The organism is Sphingomonas sp. R86520 (assembly GCF_042466285.1).
GTDB lineage: Bacteria > Pseudomonadota > Alphaproteobacteria > Sphingomonadales > Sphingomonadaceae > Sphingomonas.
Window position 1 is genome coordinate 3139925 of sequence record NZ_JAXHBZ010000001.1, and the last position, 14364, is coordinate 3154288.

A 14364-nucleotide genomic window follows, 5' to 3' on the forward strand; every position below is an offset into this window, starting at 1 on the left:
CGGAGTCGTGCCGCCCTGCCGAGCCCACGTCATTCCGCGAGTTCGCGCATCACCTTGATGAGGTCGGACTTGCCCTCGAAGCCGATGCCGGGAAGTTCCGGCATCGTGATGTGGCCGTCGATCACCTTCACGCCGTCCGGGAACCCACCATAAGGTTGGAACAAGTCCGGATAACTCTCATTGCCGCCAAGCCCGAGGCCGGCTGCGATGTTGAGCGACATCTGGTGACCGCCGTGCGGAATGCACCGCGATGGCGACCAGCCGAACTGCTTCAGCACCTCCAGCGTCCGCAGATACTCGACCAGCCCGTAGGACAGCGCGCAGTCGAACTGCAGCCAGTCGCGATCCGGGCGCATACCACCATGACGCAGCAGGTTGCGGGCGTCCTGATGCGAGAACAAATTCTCGCCGGTTGCCATAGGCCCGGGATAATATTCGGAGATCGCCGCCTGCAACGAGTAGTCGAGCGGATCGCCGATCTCCTCGTACCAGAACAACGGGTATTCACGCAGCATCTTGGCGTAGGCGATACCGGTCTCCAGATCGAAGCGGCCATTGGCATCGACCGCGAGCTGCGCTTCCGAACCGATCTCCTTCAGGACGGCTTCGATGCGGCCACGGTCTTCCTCGATCGAAGCGCCACCAATCTTCATTTTCACGACGTTGTAGCCGCGATCCAGATAACCGCGCATCTCGGCGCACAGCGCGCCGTTGTCCTTGCCGGGGTAATAATACCCACCCGCCGCGTAGACGAACACGCGTGGGTTCGCCTCGCGGTCGTGGCGCTCGGCCAGCAGGCGGAACAGCGGCTTGCCCTCGATCTTGGCGGCGGCATCCCAGATCGCCATGTCGAGCGTCCCGACCGCGACCGAGCGCTCGCCGTGGCCGCCGGGCTTCTCGTTGGTCATCATCGCCGCCCAGATCTTGGTCGGATCGAGATTGTCGCGCGTGTCGTCGAGCAGGCTGTCTGGTGCAGCCTCCAGGATCCGGTCGCGGAAGCGCTCGCGGATCAGTCCGCCTTGGCCATAGCGACCGTTGGAATTGAACCCGTAGCCGACGATGCGCTTGCCGTCGCGAACGACGTCGGTGACGACCGCGACCAGGCTCGCGGTCATCTTGCTGAAGTCGATATAGGCGTTGCGGATGGGGGACGAGATCGGCTGGGTGATCTCGCAGACGTCGATAATACGCATGATTGCTCCTTTTGGATCGATGATTGTGGGTGGTCAGGAATGGGTTTCGGTGGGGCCGGCGGGATGAAGGGTGATGCTGCGTGGCACCTCGCCCTTCTGCTCCGCGATCACGGTCCGCACCGTCTCGGCATCGAGCGCGCCCTCCCATTTCGCGATCGCGATCGTGGCGACACCGTTGCCGATGAGATTGGTGACGGCGCGCGCTTCGTTCATGAAACGGTCGACGCCGAGGAGCAGGACGAGCCCCGCTGCCGGGATGTCGGGAAAGGTCGACAAGGTTGCCGCCAGCGTGACGAAGCCACCGCCCGCCACGCCCGCCGATCCCTTCGAGGTCAGCAGCAACACCCCGAGGATGACGATCTGGTGCCACAACGTCAGCGGTGTGTTGGTCGCCTGCGCGATGAAGATCGCTGCCATGGTCAGGTAGATGCACGTGCCGTCGGCGTTGAACGTATAGCCGGTCGGCAGCACCAGACCGACGACCGGCTTGGCGACGCCGAGGCGCTCCAGCTTCGTCATCATCCGCGGCAGCACGGCTTCCGTCGAGCAGGTGGCAAAAGTGACGAGAAGCTCGTCCTTGAAGTACCGGAAGAATTGCAGGAGCGGAAAACCGGCCCAGCGCGCGACGCTGCCGATCACGAACACGACGAAGATGATCGAAGTGAGATACACCGCCAGCATCAGGTGACCGAGGCCCCAGAGCGAGCCGAGGCCGTGCCTGCCGATGGTGTACGCAACACCGGCACCAGCGCCGATCGGCGCCAGCTTCATGACCATGCCGACGATGCGGAACAGCGTCTGCAGCAGGGATTCGATCACCGCCATCAGCGGCTCGCCCCGCTTGCCGATCGAGACCAGCGCATAGCCAATCAGCACGGCGATCAGGATGATCTGCAGCATGGCGCCCTGTGCGAAGGCATCCGCCATCGTCTTCGGGATGATGTTCAGGAAGAAATCGACAACGCCGTGCTGCTCGCCGGCTGTCGGCTGGTATTTGGCGATGCCGCTGGCGTCGAGCGTCGAGACGTCGATGTTCATCCCCACGCCCGGCTTCATCACGTTGACGACTACCAGGCCGATCACCAGCGCGAGCGTCGAGACGATCTCGAAATAGATCAGCGCGCGCACGCCGATGCGCCCGACCTCCTTCACGTTGCCCATCTTCGCGATGCCAAGCACCACGGTGCCGAAGATGATCGGCGCGAGCAGCATCTTGATGAGCTTGATGAACGCGCCGGCAAGCGGCTGAAGCGAGACGGCTATGTCGGGGAACACAACCCCGATGAGTGCACCGATGGCGATGCCGATCAGTACCTGGATATATAACTGGCCTAGAAGGCGTCGCACCATGGCTTCTCTCCGGCTCTCTCGCTAAAACGACTTTTCTTATTTTTCTGCGAGCGTTCTCGACGCTGTAGCCATCGCGATCAAATGCTGATGTGGTTGCGGGTTATGCTCGATCGGCATATACGTATTTCGCGGTCTGAGGTTTGGACCGCAAGTTAGGACGAGCCGTGCAACTGGATTGGCTGGAAGACTTCCTTACGCTAGCCGAAGAGCGTAATTTCTCGCGCGCGGCACAGCGTCGCAACATCACGCAGCCCGCTTTCGGCCGGCGAATCCGATCGCTGGAGCAATGGGTCGGCGCTGCCTTGTTCACGCGCACGACGGCGGGCACCACGCTCAGCCCTGCCGGCGAAATGTTCCGGGGTTATATCCAGGTATCGGTACGCGACCTGTATCGCGCACGTGCCGCAGCGCTGGAAGTCGTGGATCAGGCGGCGTCGGTCCTCACCGTCGCCGCGACCCACGCTCTATCGTTCACGTTCTTCCCGCACTGGATCGTCGAGCACGCGCCGCACGAGCCGATCAACCTGAAGTCCGACAGCATGCAGGCTTGCGAGCGCATAATGCAGCGCGGGGAAGCCTCCTTCCTGCTCTCGCATCATCATCCGCTCCTGCCGACGTCGCTCGACACGCCGGATTTCCTCCGCGTCGAGGTGGACGAGGATCTGCTCGTGCCGCTGTGCCAGCCCGACGATACCGGCGCGCCACGATGGACACTGGACTCCCCCGAGGTGCCGTACCTGGCCTACAGTTCAGAATCCGGCCTGGGCGGAATCCTGAAGGCGGATTGGGAGGCCCGTAGCCTCGCCCCCCGCCTCGAAATGGTGCTGCAATCGCGGCTTGCAGCCGCGCTGCTATCGATGGCGATCGACGGGCGCGGTGTTGCCTGGGCGCCGCTCTCGCTGGCGCAGTCGGCGCTCGGATCGGGCAAGGTCGTGCTGGCTGCCGATGACATATATTCGACGAAGATCGCGATCGCTCTCGTACGGCCGGCTATATCGTTGTCGAAGGTATCCGAGGCGCTGTGGGCATCAGCCTGCGAACCTGCCGGTTCGAAGGGGGGCTGCACCGCCCCCCTCTCCCACATCATCCCTGAGCCGCAGTGACCTCACGGTTTCGGGCTACGATCTGCTTGTGGCTGAGCGGAGTCTTCGTCTCCATAAACCCCTTGATCAAAACGTCGCGATCGACCGGCGCCCTTGCCTTGTCCGCAGCAGACAATACGACCTGAAGCTCGGGCAAAGTCAGTTCGGTGCAATAGGCGGGCGTTCCTGGTTGCTGGTGCCAGGAGTGCGCAAGGTCGCCAGCATCCAGCGCATCGAAACCTGTCTCGTCCACCAGACCGCGCGCCACAGCCATGGCATGAGCATCATCGGCCGCAACGGGAATGGCAATCCGATGAGCCGTTCCGCTAGGCGTACCGCCATTCGCCAGCGTCTCGGCGAGAACTGCGTTGAACGCCTTTACCACCGGCCGGCCGAGGTGCTCGCTGACCCAGACGCTCTCCGGCTTGCCGCCGTCGACGTCTGCGATGTTGCCGTCGCGCATCGGATAATAGTTGGACGTGTCGATCACGACCGTGTCGGCGGGTACATCGACAAAAACACCGGCGACATCGGGTATCTTCGCAAACGGGATCGAAAGGATGATCACAGCGACATCCTTGACCGCGTCCTTGGCAACGACCGGGACAGCGCCGACCTCCGCTGCCTTATCGCGAACGGCTTCCGGCCCTTTCGACCCAGCGAGCTTCACCGTGTGTCCCGCCGCGACGAATTTCCGCGCAAGCGTAGCGCCAATGTTTCCCGCGCCGATAATGCCGATCTTCATGGTGATCCTTCCCAATGGTATGTGAGCTTAGCTGGCGTGACAGCGACGCCTTGGCAATCGCGGTCAGTTAATCGTGGAAATGGACGCTGTCGGCGACTGGTACGCGGTCCATCCGCATCCGGTTTCCCGGCGCCGCTTCGTCGGGATAGCCGAACGACATGCCGAACAGCATCTTCATCTTCGCGGGGATGCCGAGAACCTCACGGATCGTACCTGCGTAGAAACCTAGTGACGTCTGTGGGATACCGCCCAACCCTCTGGCCGCGAGCGACAGCAGGAATGTCTGGCCATACATGCCGATGTCGCCGGCTGTTCGCACGTTGTCACCAAAGGACGGCATGAACAGCAGCGCGACCTGCGGTGCGCCGAAGAACGAAAGGTTGAGCGCGGCCGCATGACGCCGCCCCTCCTTGTCCTCGCGCATGACGTTCATCGCCTCGTAATAGGCCTTGCCCTGCGCGTTCTTGCGCTCGCCGTAGCAGCCATAGAAGGCGCCCATGTCGAACGAGAAATCGGGCGAAAAGTCCGCCGCATCGTTCTTCTCATGCAGTATCCGCGAAAGCTCGGCCAGTTTCGCGCCACGGACGATATGCACGTCCCAAGGCTGCGTATTGCAGTTCGACGGGGCACACTGCGCGTCCTGCAGAACTGCGTCGAGAACGTCGTCGGGAACGACCTTGTCGAGAAACCCGCGATAGGAGCGACGCGTGCGTGCCGTCTCCTGGAAGGACAGCGTGCCGTCCGGCGATGTGCCGTTGTCGGAAGCGCTTAGCGTATTGGTCACGGGGTACCTCGTTGATTTTGATGGAACGGAGCCGGAATCTTTTTAGGCCGGCAGCTACTGGAGGCGGGGATCCCGGCCATATTGCGCGGGCACGCCAAGATGATCGCGCAGTGTCGCGCCCTGATAGTCCCGGTGGAACAGGCCGCGCTCCTGCAGGATCGGCACCAGCTCCTCGACGAGCGGGGGCAGACCGTCCTCATAGACGTCGGGACATAGCCAGAAACCGTCTGCCGCCCCCGCTTCGAACCAGGTCTGCATATGGTCGGCTGCTTCCACCGCTGGCCCGACGATCATCGGGTGATAGTCGATGACGCCGTGCGCCAGCACGTCCCGCAACGACCAGCCTTCGCTCGCGACCTTGAGCGCGTACGTCGAACGCGGGTCTTGTCGCGACGGACGCGCGGCGGCGAGCTGCGCTTTCGTCAGCGGCGCGCCGAGCTGCGCCGGATCGAGTGCCAATCCGAGCATCTGACCGAGATAGCCGACACGTGGCTCGAAGCTGAAACCCGACATCGCAATCCGGCGGTCGAGCGCCGCACGCCGGTTCGGCGCGATCGTCGTCATAAGGCCAGCGAAAAACTTGATCTCGTCCGGATCGCGACCGGCCCGTTCGGCCGCAGCGCGTAGCGCCATCCGCTGCGCGCGGGCGTCTTCCATCGTGAAGACGGCCCCGATCACGCCGCTCGCATACCGTCCGGCTACCTCGAGACCCTGATCGCCTCCACCTGCCTGGAAAATCACCGGCTGCCCCTGTTCGGACGGAGGCAACGGTAGCGGTCCGCTGGTCGCAAGATGGCGGCCACGTAGATTGACCGGCTTGATTTTGGCTGGATCGGCGAAACGTCCCGACGCCTGATCGTGCAGCCAGGCGCCTTGCTCCCAACTCCCCCACAGGCCTTGCACGATCTGGACGAACTCGTGCAGCCGTTCGTACTTCTCAGCGCGCGGCGGCAAGGCGCGACCGAAATTGGCGGCGACCACAGGATCGCTCGTCGGCACCGCGTTCCAGCCTGCGCGGCCGTGACTCATCAGGTCCAGCGCCTTGAACTGTCGCGCTAGGTTGAACGGCTCGCTGAACGTCGACGACCCCGTGGCCACCAAGCCAATCCGTTCCGTCCCGCGCGCGACCGCTGCGAGTGTCATCATCGGTTCGATGTTCAACTGCTGAGCATCGGTGCCGATGTCGGCCCTCAATGCCGGGAAGTCGGGCATGAACAGAAACTGGAATTTGCCGCGCTCGACAAGCTGCGCGTAGCGCACCAGGGTATCGAAGTTGGTGAAGCCAGTGGGATCGACGCCCGGCATGCGCCACGCCCCCGCCTGAGAGCCGTAGCCGTTCCCGAAGACCATGCCGATCAGCATCTGTTTGGACGTAGTAATGTCGCGTTGCTCCCCACGACGAATGATGCCTGTTCCCAGACACCGAAGTCTATTACTGGGGACACTCCCCGATTACAGGTCAGATATGGGGAGCCTCCCCGTTTATCAAGAAAGAATTTCGTGGCGCCATCATCGACCGCTCGCACGCCTCGCAAGGACGCTCAGGAAAATCGCGCGCATATTCTGGTCGTTGCGGGTCAGGCGTTCGATACCGAAGGCATCGATGTATCGATGGATGCGATCGCGAGACAGGCAGGCGTTGGCTCTGCGACGCTATACCGCAACTTCCCCAACAAGGATGCCCTTCTGGTTGCCCTGCTGGCCCCGCATCATGACAAATTGATGCGGGAAAGGGCTGCAATAGACCAAGAGGACGGTCATAGCGGTCGTAAGCTTCAGCGATGGATCGACGCCCTTGGCGACTGGATGCTTGCCTATGACGGTCTTTCTGCGCCGTTGCGGGACGCTTGGTCCACCACGACCTCCCCTCTTAGACCGACCTGCGCAAACCTAATCGAAATCACCGATCGATTTTTACGGGGTGCGCAGACCGATGGCTTTGCTCAACCGGACTTCTCAGGTCAGGATATTTTCCTTGGAGCTCTAGCGATAGCGTGGGCAAGCGGACGATCAACCACGCATCCAGAAACGCGAAATGTCCTGCGGAACCTGTTGCGAAATGGATGGACCGTTTCGGTACGAGGGCGACGCTAAACGACGCCTGAAGGGCTACGTCCTAGCTCACGGCAGAGAAGTGCCCGCCTTTCCACGAGGCCCCATAGTCGGCCATTCGCGCGCTCTTCCCCGTTTCCCAACTCCAGACACTCATTCATCCGCCAACTGCGACCACAGCTCAACCCGACATCCCGGCTGGCAACGTTGAGACGAAACCGCGAGTACCCCTGATATCACCGACTGTGTATCGGGGGGCATGCAGCTGACCTCATCACCTCCAGCACTCAGGTCCGAAACGGGCGACAGCCTGTCACCTCGGAGCAGCTGAATGGTAGACGGCGTGAGACAAGGGCGCGGCAGTGTACCCGGCCGTCCTACCACCTGGCGTGAACGGCTGGGCGCACTGCGCAATCTACCCCCCTTCCTCGCCATGGTGTGGGGTAGCAGCAGGGCTCTTACCGCCACGACGGTCGCCGTACGGTTGGTCCGAGCGCTTTTGCCCGTGGCAACGCTGTTCGTTGGCAAGCTCATCATCGACGAGGTCGTGCACCTGACCCATTTAACGGCCCGTCCGGTCGGACTCACGGGATGGCTGGGCTCCGGCCTGCTCGATCGGCTGGAAGCACTGCTGCTGGCCGAGTTCGCTCTGGCGGTCGCTTCCGACCTCCTTGGCCGGATCGTGTCGCTCGTTGACGGACTCCTCTCCGACCGTGTCAGCAATGACGCGAGCGTTAGGTTGATGGAGCACGCTGCCACCCTGGATCTCGCCGACTTCGAGGACGCAGCCTTCCAGGATCGCATGGATCGCGCGCGCATGCAGGCGAGCGGCCGCATGTCGCTGATGGGACAACTGTTCGGCCAGGCCCAGGACATCATCACGGTCGTGACCTTCGCCGCGGGCCTGGTCGTTTACGCCCCGTGGCTGATCGTGCTGCTCGCCGTTGCCCTGGTGCCCTCGTTCCTCGGCGAAGCGCACTTCAACGCGCTGAGCTACGCGCTCAGCTACATGCGCACGCCGCAGCGGCGCGAACTCGATTACGTGCGCCAGGTCGCAGCCAGCGCGGACACGGCCAAGGAGGTCAAGATCTTCGGCCTCAGCCCGTTCCTGATCGACCGCTATCGCACCATCTCACGCGACACCTACAGCGCGAGCCGACGGTTGGCGCTGCGCCGAGCGATTTGGGGCTCGGGCTTCGCAGCTCTCGGCACGATCGCCTATTACGCCGCCTACGCCTACATTGCTTGGCGCGCGGTAACCGGATCGATCTCCATCGGCGACCTCACCTTCCTTGCTGCCTCGTTCCTGCGGCTCCGCGGACTGCTGGAAGGACTGCTCACCGGCTTCTCGTCGACCGCCGGCCAGGCATTGTACATCGACGACCTGTTCTCCTTCTTTCGGACCGAGCCCGGCATCCGCTCGCCCGAGGGAGCGCTGCCGTTCCCAGATCCCGTCCGGCAAGGCTTTGTCTTCGAGGATGTTGGCTTCCGCTATCCGGGCGCCGAGCGATGGGCGGTGCGACACCTGTCCTTCACGTTGGGATCAGGCGAGGTTGTCGCACTGGTCGGCGAGAACGGCGCAGGCAAGACCACGCTCGTGAAGCTGCTGGCCCGGCTGTACGATCCGGTAGAGGGCCGTGTCCTGCTCGATGGCCGCGACCTGCGCGAATACGATCTCGACGGCCTGCGCGCCGCGATCGGCGTGATCTTCCAGGACTTCGTGCGTTACAACCTACCTGCCGCGGACAACATCGCGGTCGGTCGCATTGAGGCGCGCGGCGATCGCGAGCGGATCGAGGCAGCAGCGTCCGCCGCGCTCGCCGACAGCGTTGTTGCCAAACTGCCCGACGGTTACGACCAGATGATCGGCAAGCGGTTCCGGAACGGTGTCGACCTGTCCGGTGGCGAATGGCAGAAGATGGCGATCGCTCGCGCCTATATGCGCGATGCCCAGGTGTTGATCCTGGATGAACCCACAGCCGCACTGGATGCGCGCGCCGAGTACGAGGTGTTCCAGCGCTTCCGGGAACTGAGCGCAGGACGTTCGGCGGTGCTGATCTCGCACCGCTTCTCCAGCGTGCGCATGGCGGACCGTATACTCGTGCTCAGCGACGGCAGGGTGGAGGCATCGGGTACCCATGACGATCTCCTCGCTGCCAGAGGCCGCTATGCCGAACTGTTCGAGCTTCAGGCCGCAGGCTATCGATGATCCGCGGGCACCCGGCGTCGTCCTCCCTAGAGAGCGAGGCATGGGATTGTGGGGCCGGAAGTCTGCAGCCCTCCAAACCGAGCGGTAGGCGACTGCGTCCCGTGCGAGCGTCTGGTGCCGTTGCCGTCTGATTACCGGGCGGCAACGCCTACATGTCCATCTTACCCGCCAAGAGCTTGCGATCACGCACCGCAAGCTCGGTCTCGTCGACCGGAAACATCATCGCCAGGCCATTGGTAGCGGCGCGCTCCTGAACCTCTTCGACGAACGGCCGCAATTCGTTTTCGTAGTGGCGAAAGGCTGCACCGTGATCGTCGGGATACCGCCCGAGTGCGTCCGCTAGCCGGCCCGCGCCGATGATCGCCATCGAGCCGCCGAACCCTGCGAGCGGCGAGACGCAGTAGCCCGCGTCGCCGACCAAGGTCACACGACCGCGCGACCAGCAGGGCATCCTGATCTGATTGATCCTGTCGAAATAGAAGTCGTCGTCCCCGTCCACGCTGTCGAGCATTGCCGGGACTTTCCATCCCAAACCGTCAAACTGGTCGTGGATAAGGCGGCGTTGTTGCGCGCGATCGCGGTAGTTATAGTCGATCTCGCCGATCGTCCGAAAACCGAAGCCGATGTCGGTTCGATCCTCATAGCCGTTCAGCATCGCCATACGCCCAGGCACGCTGAAAACTTGTGACATGTTGGCGGGAAGCAACCCGATGTGCGGCACCACCTTCAGAAAGAAATAGCCGCCCAAGAAGTAGGCGAATTGCTCGCCCTCGCCAAAAACGAGCTTGCGCGTGTTGGACCGATTGCCGTCGCACCCGAAGACCAAAGCATAGTCGAGCCGGTCGCCGTTGCTCAAGCTCACCGACACGCCGTCTGTGCCCTCATCGAGCTCGACGATCGATTGGCCAAACAGGATTTCGACGTCGTCCTTCACCGCGGCAGAAAGGATATCCAGCAGATCATCACGGTGAATCTCGTATCGTTCGTGCGCCTCTGGTTCGTTGCCGATACCGATCGATCCCAAGGTGGCGTCATCGGCGTCCTTGAACTCAAAACCACGCGGGGGCAGCGCCTTAGCGCGCACCGCATCTGCAAGTCCCATGCGACCCAGGATTTCGATCGTCTCTCCTTCGATATCGACGGGCGTGCCGCCCCGCCGCAGTTCAGATGCCGTTTCGACGATCGTGACGCTGTGCCCGAGGCGGTTCAGCCAGTAGGCAGTAGCGAGGCCGGCGAAGCTAGCGCCGCTGACGAGCACGGATTTATGGCCTGCTTTGATCGCAGCTGGCATGACGGTTGACGAAGGCATAGGAACGTCCTCAAAATTGGATACGCTACAAATCTATACTGAGTATATATTGATGTTCAAGCCATGACCGGACCGACCCCAGACCGTAGAACTCGCAAGAGGCTCGTGACCCGACAAGCCATATCTGATGCCGCCACGCGCCTGTTCATGGAGCGTGGCTTTGACCGGGTGACGATCGACGAGATCGCGGAGGCGGCCGATGTCGGACGCATGACGGTCTTCAATCACTTCCCACGAAAGGAAGACATGTTCTTCGACCGCGAGCAGGAGGCTCATGATGTCGCTTTCGAGGCCATCAGATCGCGCCCACCGGGCACGTCGCCAATCGATGCCCTTGGCGAGCTTGCCCATCGCATGGCCGACCAGCGTGAACCGACCTTCCCACTGTTTGCGGATACCCAGTCCTTTGTCGAGACGGCACAGGCAAGCGAGGCGCTGAAGGCTCGCGCACGGCAGATGCGGGACGACTTTATCCGCGCTCTGGCCGTTGCTTTGGCGGAAGCTGTAGATCGCCCCAGCGATGATGCCGATGCCTACCTTGCTGCCGCGCTGATTACATCGGCGTGGAGCACCGCATTCGTACAGTCGCATGCCGAAATGAGCGAAACGGGCGACCTCGATGCAGCGAAGGGCACTTTCCTGGCATTGGTCGACCGAGGAGTGCGGGGCACGCGTGCTGCTCTGTCTGATACACCTTACGCCGCAGGTTCTTGACCCAGAAGGCGACATTCAACCCAACTTTGCCGATCCCCAACTTCGGACGTTCGTTCATCCGTTCAAAGGGATTGCTAACCCGTTTCGCAAAATGGATGTGTCGATTCTAAGATTTGGTGAACTCCTATGTTAAAAGATATTCTTAAAATTTCGATTTAATAAAAGTCCTGTAAATATACAGATCCGTATAACGTGATATATTCGATACGCCTAAAACTAATATTCCAACCTAAATAAAGCTAACATTCACAGACTCAGTATTTATCTTGACACAATTCTATCAGTTCACAGATATTTCGGACAATCCTCCCGCAGAAATCCTCCGTTCTTCCATATTGGGCTGCCCGCCTCCAATCCATATGAATAGCTTTCCCGAAAGGACGCGGCGCTTTCCATCCGATAGAACCGAACTCATGGCATCATTGTCCAGTAGAAATTGCACCTTACGGCTTTCACCGCGCGCAAGATGTATCCGCTGGAAGCCCTTGAGTGCTCGTATCGGCCCTTCTGCCTCATTCCGCGTAATGTAGAGCTGGACCACTTCGTCGCTGTCCATGCCACCTGTGTTCGTCACCTTCGTCGATACGATCACAGATCTGCCCGGGATGAGCCGTGTGGTGCTTGTTAGCGGCTTGGCATACCTAAACCGTGTAAAGCTCTTACCGTAGCCGAAAGGATAAAGCGGCCGACCTTTGAAATACCGATAGGTTCGGTTCTTCATCGTATAATCTTCGAAAGCTGGAAGATCGGCCACAGATCTGTAAAACGTCACCGGCAAACGGCCCGCGGGACTGAAATCGCCCGCGATGAGGTCTGCGACGGCGCGACCACCCTCGCCGCCCGGATACCAAGCTTCCACGATCGCCGGGATGTTGCGGTCGGCCCATTCGATCCCGAGCGCACTGCCGTTCATCAGTACCAGGACCAGCGGCTTGCCGGTGGCGTGCAGCTTCTCGAGCAGCGCCTGCTGCGGCTCTGGCAGATCAAGGCTCGATCGGTCTCCCCCGACGAAGCCCGGTGCATGGACGCGCATCTCCTCGCCCTCGACGTGCGCATTCAGACCCGCTGCGAAGACAACCAGCTCCGAGTTCCTGGCAGCGGCGATGGCTGCTTCCTCGCGCTGGCTGAAATTGCTCCAGAATAGGCGTTGATCGCCCCGCTGGCCTGACTGCCGCGCCTCAACTGTGATGGCGTATGGCTGTCCCGCACGAAGCGAGATTTCGCCGTCCGCAATGGTCGAGGGGTCGGCAGCGTCCCAAGCCCCAACCACCTCCTTGCCATCGATGAGGACGCGGTAACCGTTCTCGCTCTCCAACCTGAAGCGGTACGGGCCGCTTTCCGCTGGCGTCACGAAGCCGCTCCACCGGATCACCGTGCTGCGCTCCACGCGCACTGGTCGCCCCCAAGCGAACGCTACGGTACGGTCGACGGAGGTCTTTACCGGCGTACCCGCTGGGTCGGCACCGGCGAACTCCTCGCGTTTCAGGCCTCGAGCCGTGCAATCGCGGTCCAGGCAAAACGCCGCCTCGGGCACCTCTTTCAGCGGCAACCCGATCGTTCCGGTACCTTCGACGAACGTAATGCTGGCACCAGGAAATCGTGCCTTCAAGCCGGCAAGCAAGGTTACCGGCTTCGACGGCGTGCCGCTGTAGTTGCCGACCAAAGCATCGATGCTGTCCGCGTTCGGCCCGATCACCGCGATCGAACGGGGAGCATTCTTCAGCGGAAGGAGTCCGTCATTCTTGAGCAGCACCAGCGACTCGCGCGCTATGCGGGCATTGAGTTCGGCGTTCTCCCGCGTGTCATTGGCGGACGCGACGATTGCGGAATAGGGATTGTCCGGAGACCTATCGATCAGACCAAGACGCAGGCGAGCCTCCACCATCCGACGGACCGCTTGGTCGAGCAGCGGCTCCGGCAGCAGACCCTGCCGGACGGCGGAAACGATAATAGCCGGATCGCTGCTGTGGTTTTCGCCGAATTCTGAGCAGAACATGTCGGTGCCGGCTTTGATCGCAGCTGCGACCGCTTCCTGCGGCGTCCTGGTGTAGCCATGCGCGTCTGGTCGAAAGAAATCGGCGATGCCCGAACAGTCCGAGACAATATGCCCCTTCAATCCCCAGTCTGTCCGCAAATGGGATCCCAGCAGGGGACTTGCACAAGCTGGAACACCGTAAAGTGCGTTGTATGCGCACATGACCCCGCCCGCCTGCCCGATGGTCACGGCTGCGCGAAAGGCCGGCAGGTAGGTGTCCTCGAGATCGTAAGGCGAAGGCGCCACATTCTGCTTGTGCCGATCAGCTTCGGGGCCGCTGTGGACGGCAAAATGCTTTACGACCGCCAGCGTCTTGAAATAGGTCGGATCGGCACCTTGCAGGCCCTTGATGAAGGCAACGCCGAACCGGCTGGTCAGATAGGGGTCCTCGCCGAACGTCTCCTGACCGCGTCCCCACCGGGGATCGCGGAAGATATTGACGTTAGGCGACCATACGGTCAGCCCACGATACAGTGTCGAGCTCCCATCGAGGCCGACGGATCCGGCATATTTGGCCCGGAATTCGGTAGAAATGGCGTTCGCCGCCTGCTGGATAAGCTCAGGATGCCAGGTCGCGGCAAGACCGATCGCCTGCGGAAAGACAGTTGCCTCGCCGGCGCGTGCTACGCCGTGAAGGCCCTCGCTCCACCAATTGTACGCGGGAATGTGCAGCCGCGGGATTGCCGTGGAGTCGTTCTTAAGCTGGCTGGCCTTCTCTTCGAGCGTCATCTTCGCGACGATCGCAGCGGCACGTGCTTCGAAGCGTGGCGCGCCCGCGGTTCCGACCTGGATCGACTGGGAGTTTGCCGGAGCGGGTCCGAGCGCTGCCGCGACCGCGATCCACGATGCGATATATCTGCCAGGTGCGTTCATGACGAACCCATCTCCCGT

The 14364-nt window shown here is 61.8% G+C and carries 11 protein-coding genes; 4 read left to right on the forward strand and 7 right to left on the reverse strand.

The genetic code is table 11. The features are described from left to right. Positions 1 to 29 precede the first annotated feature (29 nt). On the reverse strand, positions 30 to 1193 hold the full coding sequence (locus tag SJY41_RS14370; RefSeq protein ID WP_380782813.1) for a mandelate racemase/muconate lactonizing enzyme family protein: 1164 nt from the start codon (positions 1191 to 1193) through the stop codon (positions 30 to 32). A gap of 33 nt (positions 1194 to 1226) precedes the next feature. Further along, positions 1227 to 2543: a C4-dicarboxylate transporter DctA gene (gene dctA / locus SJY41_RS14375; RefSeq protein ID WP_380782815.1), complete on the reverse strand. Its 1317-nt coding sequence runs from the start codon at positions 2541 to 2543 to the stop codon at positions 1227 to 1229. 164 nt (positions 2544 to 2707) lie between these two features. Between dctA and SJY41_RS14380 the strand changes: the two genes are divergently transcribed. After that, positions 2708 to 3646: a LysR family transcriptional regulator gene (locus tag SJY41_RS14380; RefSeq protein ID WP_380782816.1), complete on the forward strand. Its 939-nt coding sequence runs from the start codon at positions 2708 to 2710 to the stop codon at positions 3644 to 3646. Here the strand turns inward: SJY41_RS14380 and SJY41_RS14385 are convergent. From SJY41_RS14385 to SJY41_RS14395, 3 genes are all read right to left on the reverse strand, one after another. Then, positions 3627 to 4370, reverse strand: a complete 744-nt coding sequence (locus SJY41_RS14385; RefSeq protein ID WP_380782818.1) for an NADPH-dependent F420 reductase — start codon at positions 4368 to 4370, stop codon at positions 3627 to 3629. The genes SJY41_RS14380 and SJY41_RS14385 overlap by 20 nt on opposite strands. A gap of 67 nt (positions 4371 to 4437) precedes the next feature. Next, complete coding sequence (locus SJY41_RS14390; protein ID WP_380782820.1) at positions 4438 to 5154, reverse strand: nitroreductase; 717 nt, start codon at positions 5152 to 5154, stop codon at positions 4438 to 4440. A 54-nt stretch (positions 5155 to 5208) separates the two neighbouring features. Next, positions 5209 to 6516, reverse strand: coding sequence for an NtaA/DmoA family FMN-dependent monooxygenase (locus tag SJY41_RS14395; RefSeq protein ID WP_380782822.1), 1308 nt, complete (start codon positions 6514 to 6516; stop codon positions 5209 to 5211). 138 nt (positions 6517 to 6654) lie between these two features. Here SJY41_RS14395 and SJY41_RS14400 point away from each other — a divergent pair, with 138 nt between their 5' ends. Both SJY41_RS14400 and SJY41_RS14405 read left to right on the forward strand, forming a co-directional pair. Beyond that, positions 6655 to 7248, forward strand: a complete 594-nt coding sequence (locus tag SJY41_RS14400; RefSeq protein WP_380782824.1) for a TetR/AcrR family transcriptional regulator — start codon at positions 6655 to 6657, stop codon at positions 7246 to 7248. Positions 7249 to 7711: 463 nt separating this feature from the next. Then, positions 7712 to 9415 (forward strand): ABC transporter ATP-binding protein, encoded by a 1704-nt coding sequence (locus SJY41_RS14405; protein WP_380782826.1) that lies wholly within the window; start codon positions 7712 to 7714, stop codon positions 9413 to 9415. A 148-nt stretch (positions 9416 to 9563) separates the two neighbouring features. Here the strand turns inward: SJY41_RS14405 and SJY41_RS14410 are convergent, their stop codons facing one another. After that, positions 9564 to 10724, reverse strand: coding sequence for an FAD-dependent monooxygenase (locus tag SJY41_RS14410; protein ID WP_380782828.1), 1161 nt, complete (start codon positions 10722 to 10724; stop codon positions 9564 to 9566). 105 nt (positions 10725 to 10829) lie between these two features. Between SJY41_RS14410 and SJY41_RS14415 the strand changes: the two genes are divergently transcribed. Continuing rightward, on the forward strand, positions 10830 to 11438 hold the full coding sequence (locus SJY41_RS14415) for a TetR/AcrR family transcriptional regulator (RefSeq protein ID WP_380782830.1): 609 nt from the start codon (positions 10830 to 10832) through the stop codon (positions 11436 to 11438). A gap of 280 nt (positions 11439 to 11718) precedes the next feature. Here SJY41_RS14415 and SJY41_RS14420 read toward each other — a convergent pair whose 3' ends face one another. Further along, on the reverse strand, positions 11719 to 14346 hold the full coding sequence (locus SJY41_RS14420; protein WP_380782832.1) for a glycoside hydrolase family 3 C-terminal domain-containing protein: 2628 nt from the start codon (positions 14344 to 14346) through the stop codon (positions 11719 to 11721). Positions 14347 to 14364 lie beyond the last annotated feature (18 nt).

What these genes read in the sequence shown, in the direction of transcription:
- SJY41_RS14370 (WP_380782813.1), bottom strand. Translation starts at nt 1,193, where the DNA reads ATGCGTATTATCGACGTCTGCGAGATCACCCAGCCGATCTCGTCCCCC.
- dctA (WP_380782815.1), bottom strand. Translation starts at nt 2,543, where the DNA reads ATGGTGCGACGCCTTCTAGGCCAGTTATATATCCAGGTACTGATCGGC.
- SJY41_RS14385 (WP_380782818.1), bottom strand. Translation starts at nt 4,370, where the DNA reads ATGAAGATCGGCATTATCGGCGCGGGAAACATTGGCGCTACGCTTGCG.
- SJY41_RS14395 (WP_380782822.1), bottom strand. Translation starts at nt 6,516, where the DNA reads ATGCTGATCGGCATGGTCTTCGGGAACGGCTACGGCTCTCAGGCGGGG.
- SJY41_RS14410 (WP_380782828.1), bottom strand. Translation starts at nt 10,724, where the DNA reads ATGCCTTCGTCAACCGTCATGCCAGCTGCGATCAAAGCAGGCCATAAA.
- SJY41_RS14420 (WP_380782832.1), bottom strand. Translation starts at nt 14,346, where the DNA reads ATGAACGCACCTGGCAGATATATCGCATCGTGGATCGCGGTCGCGGCA.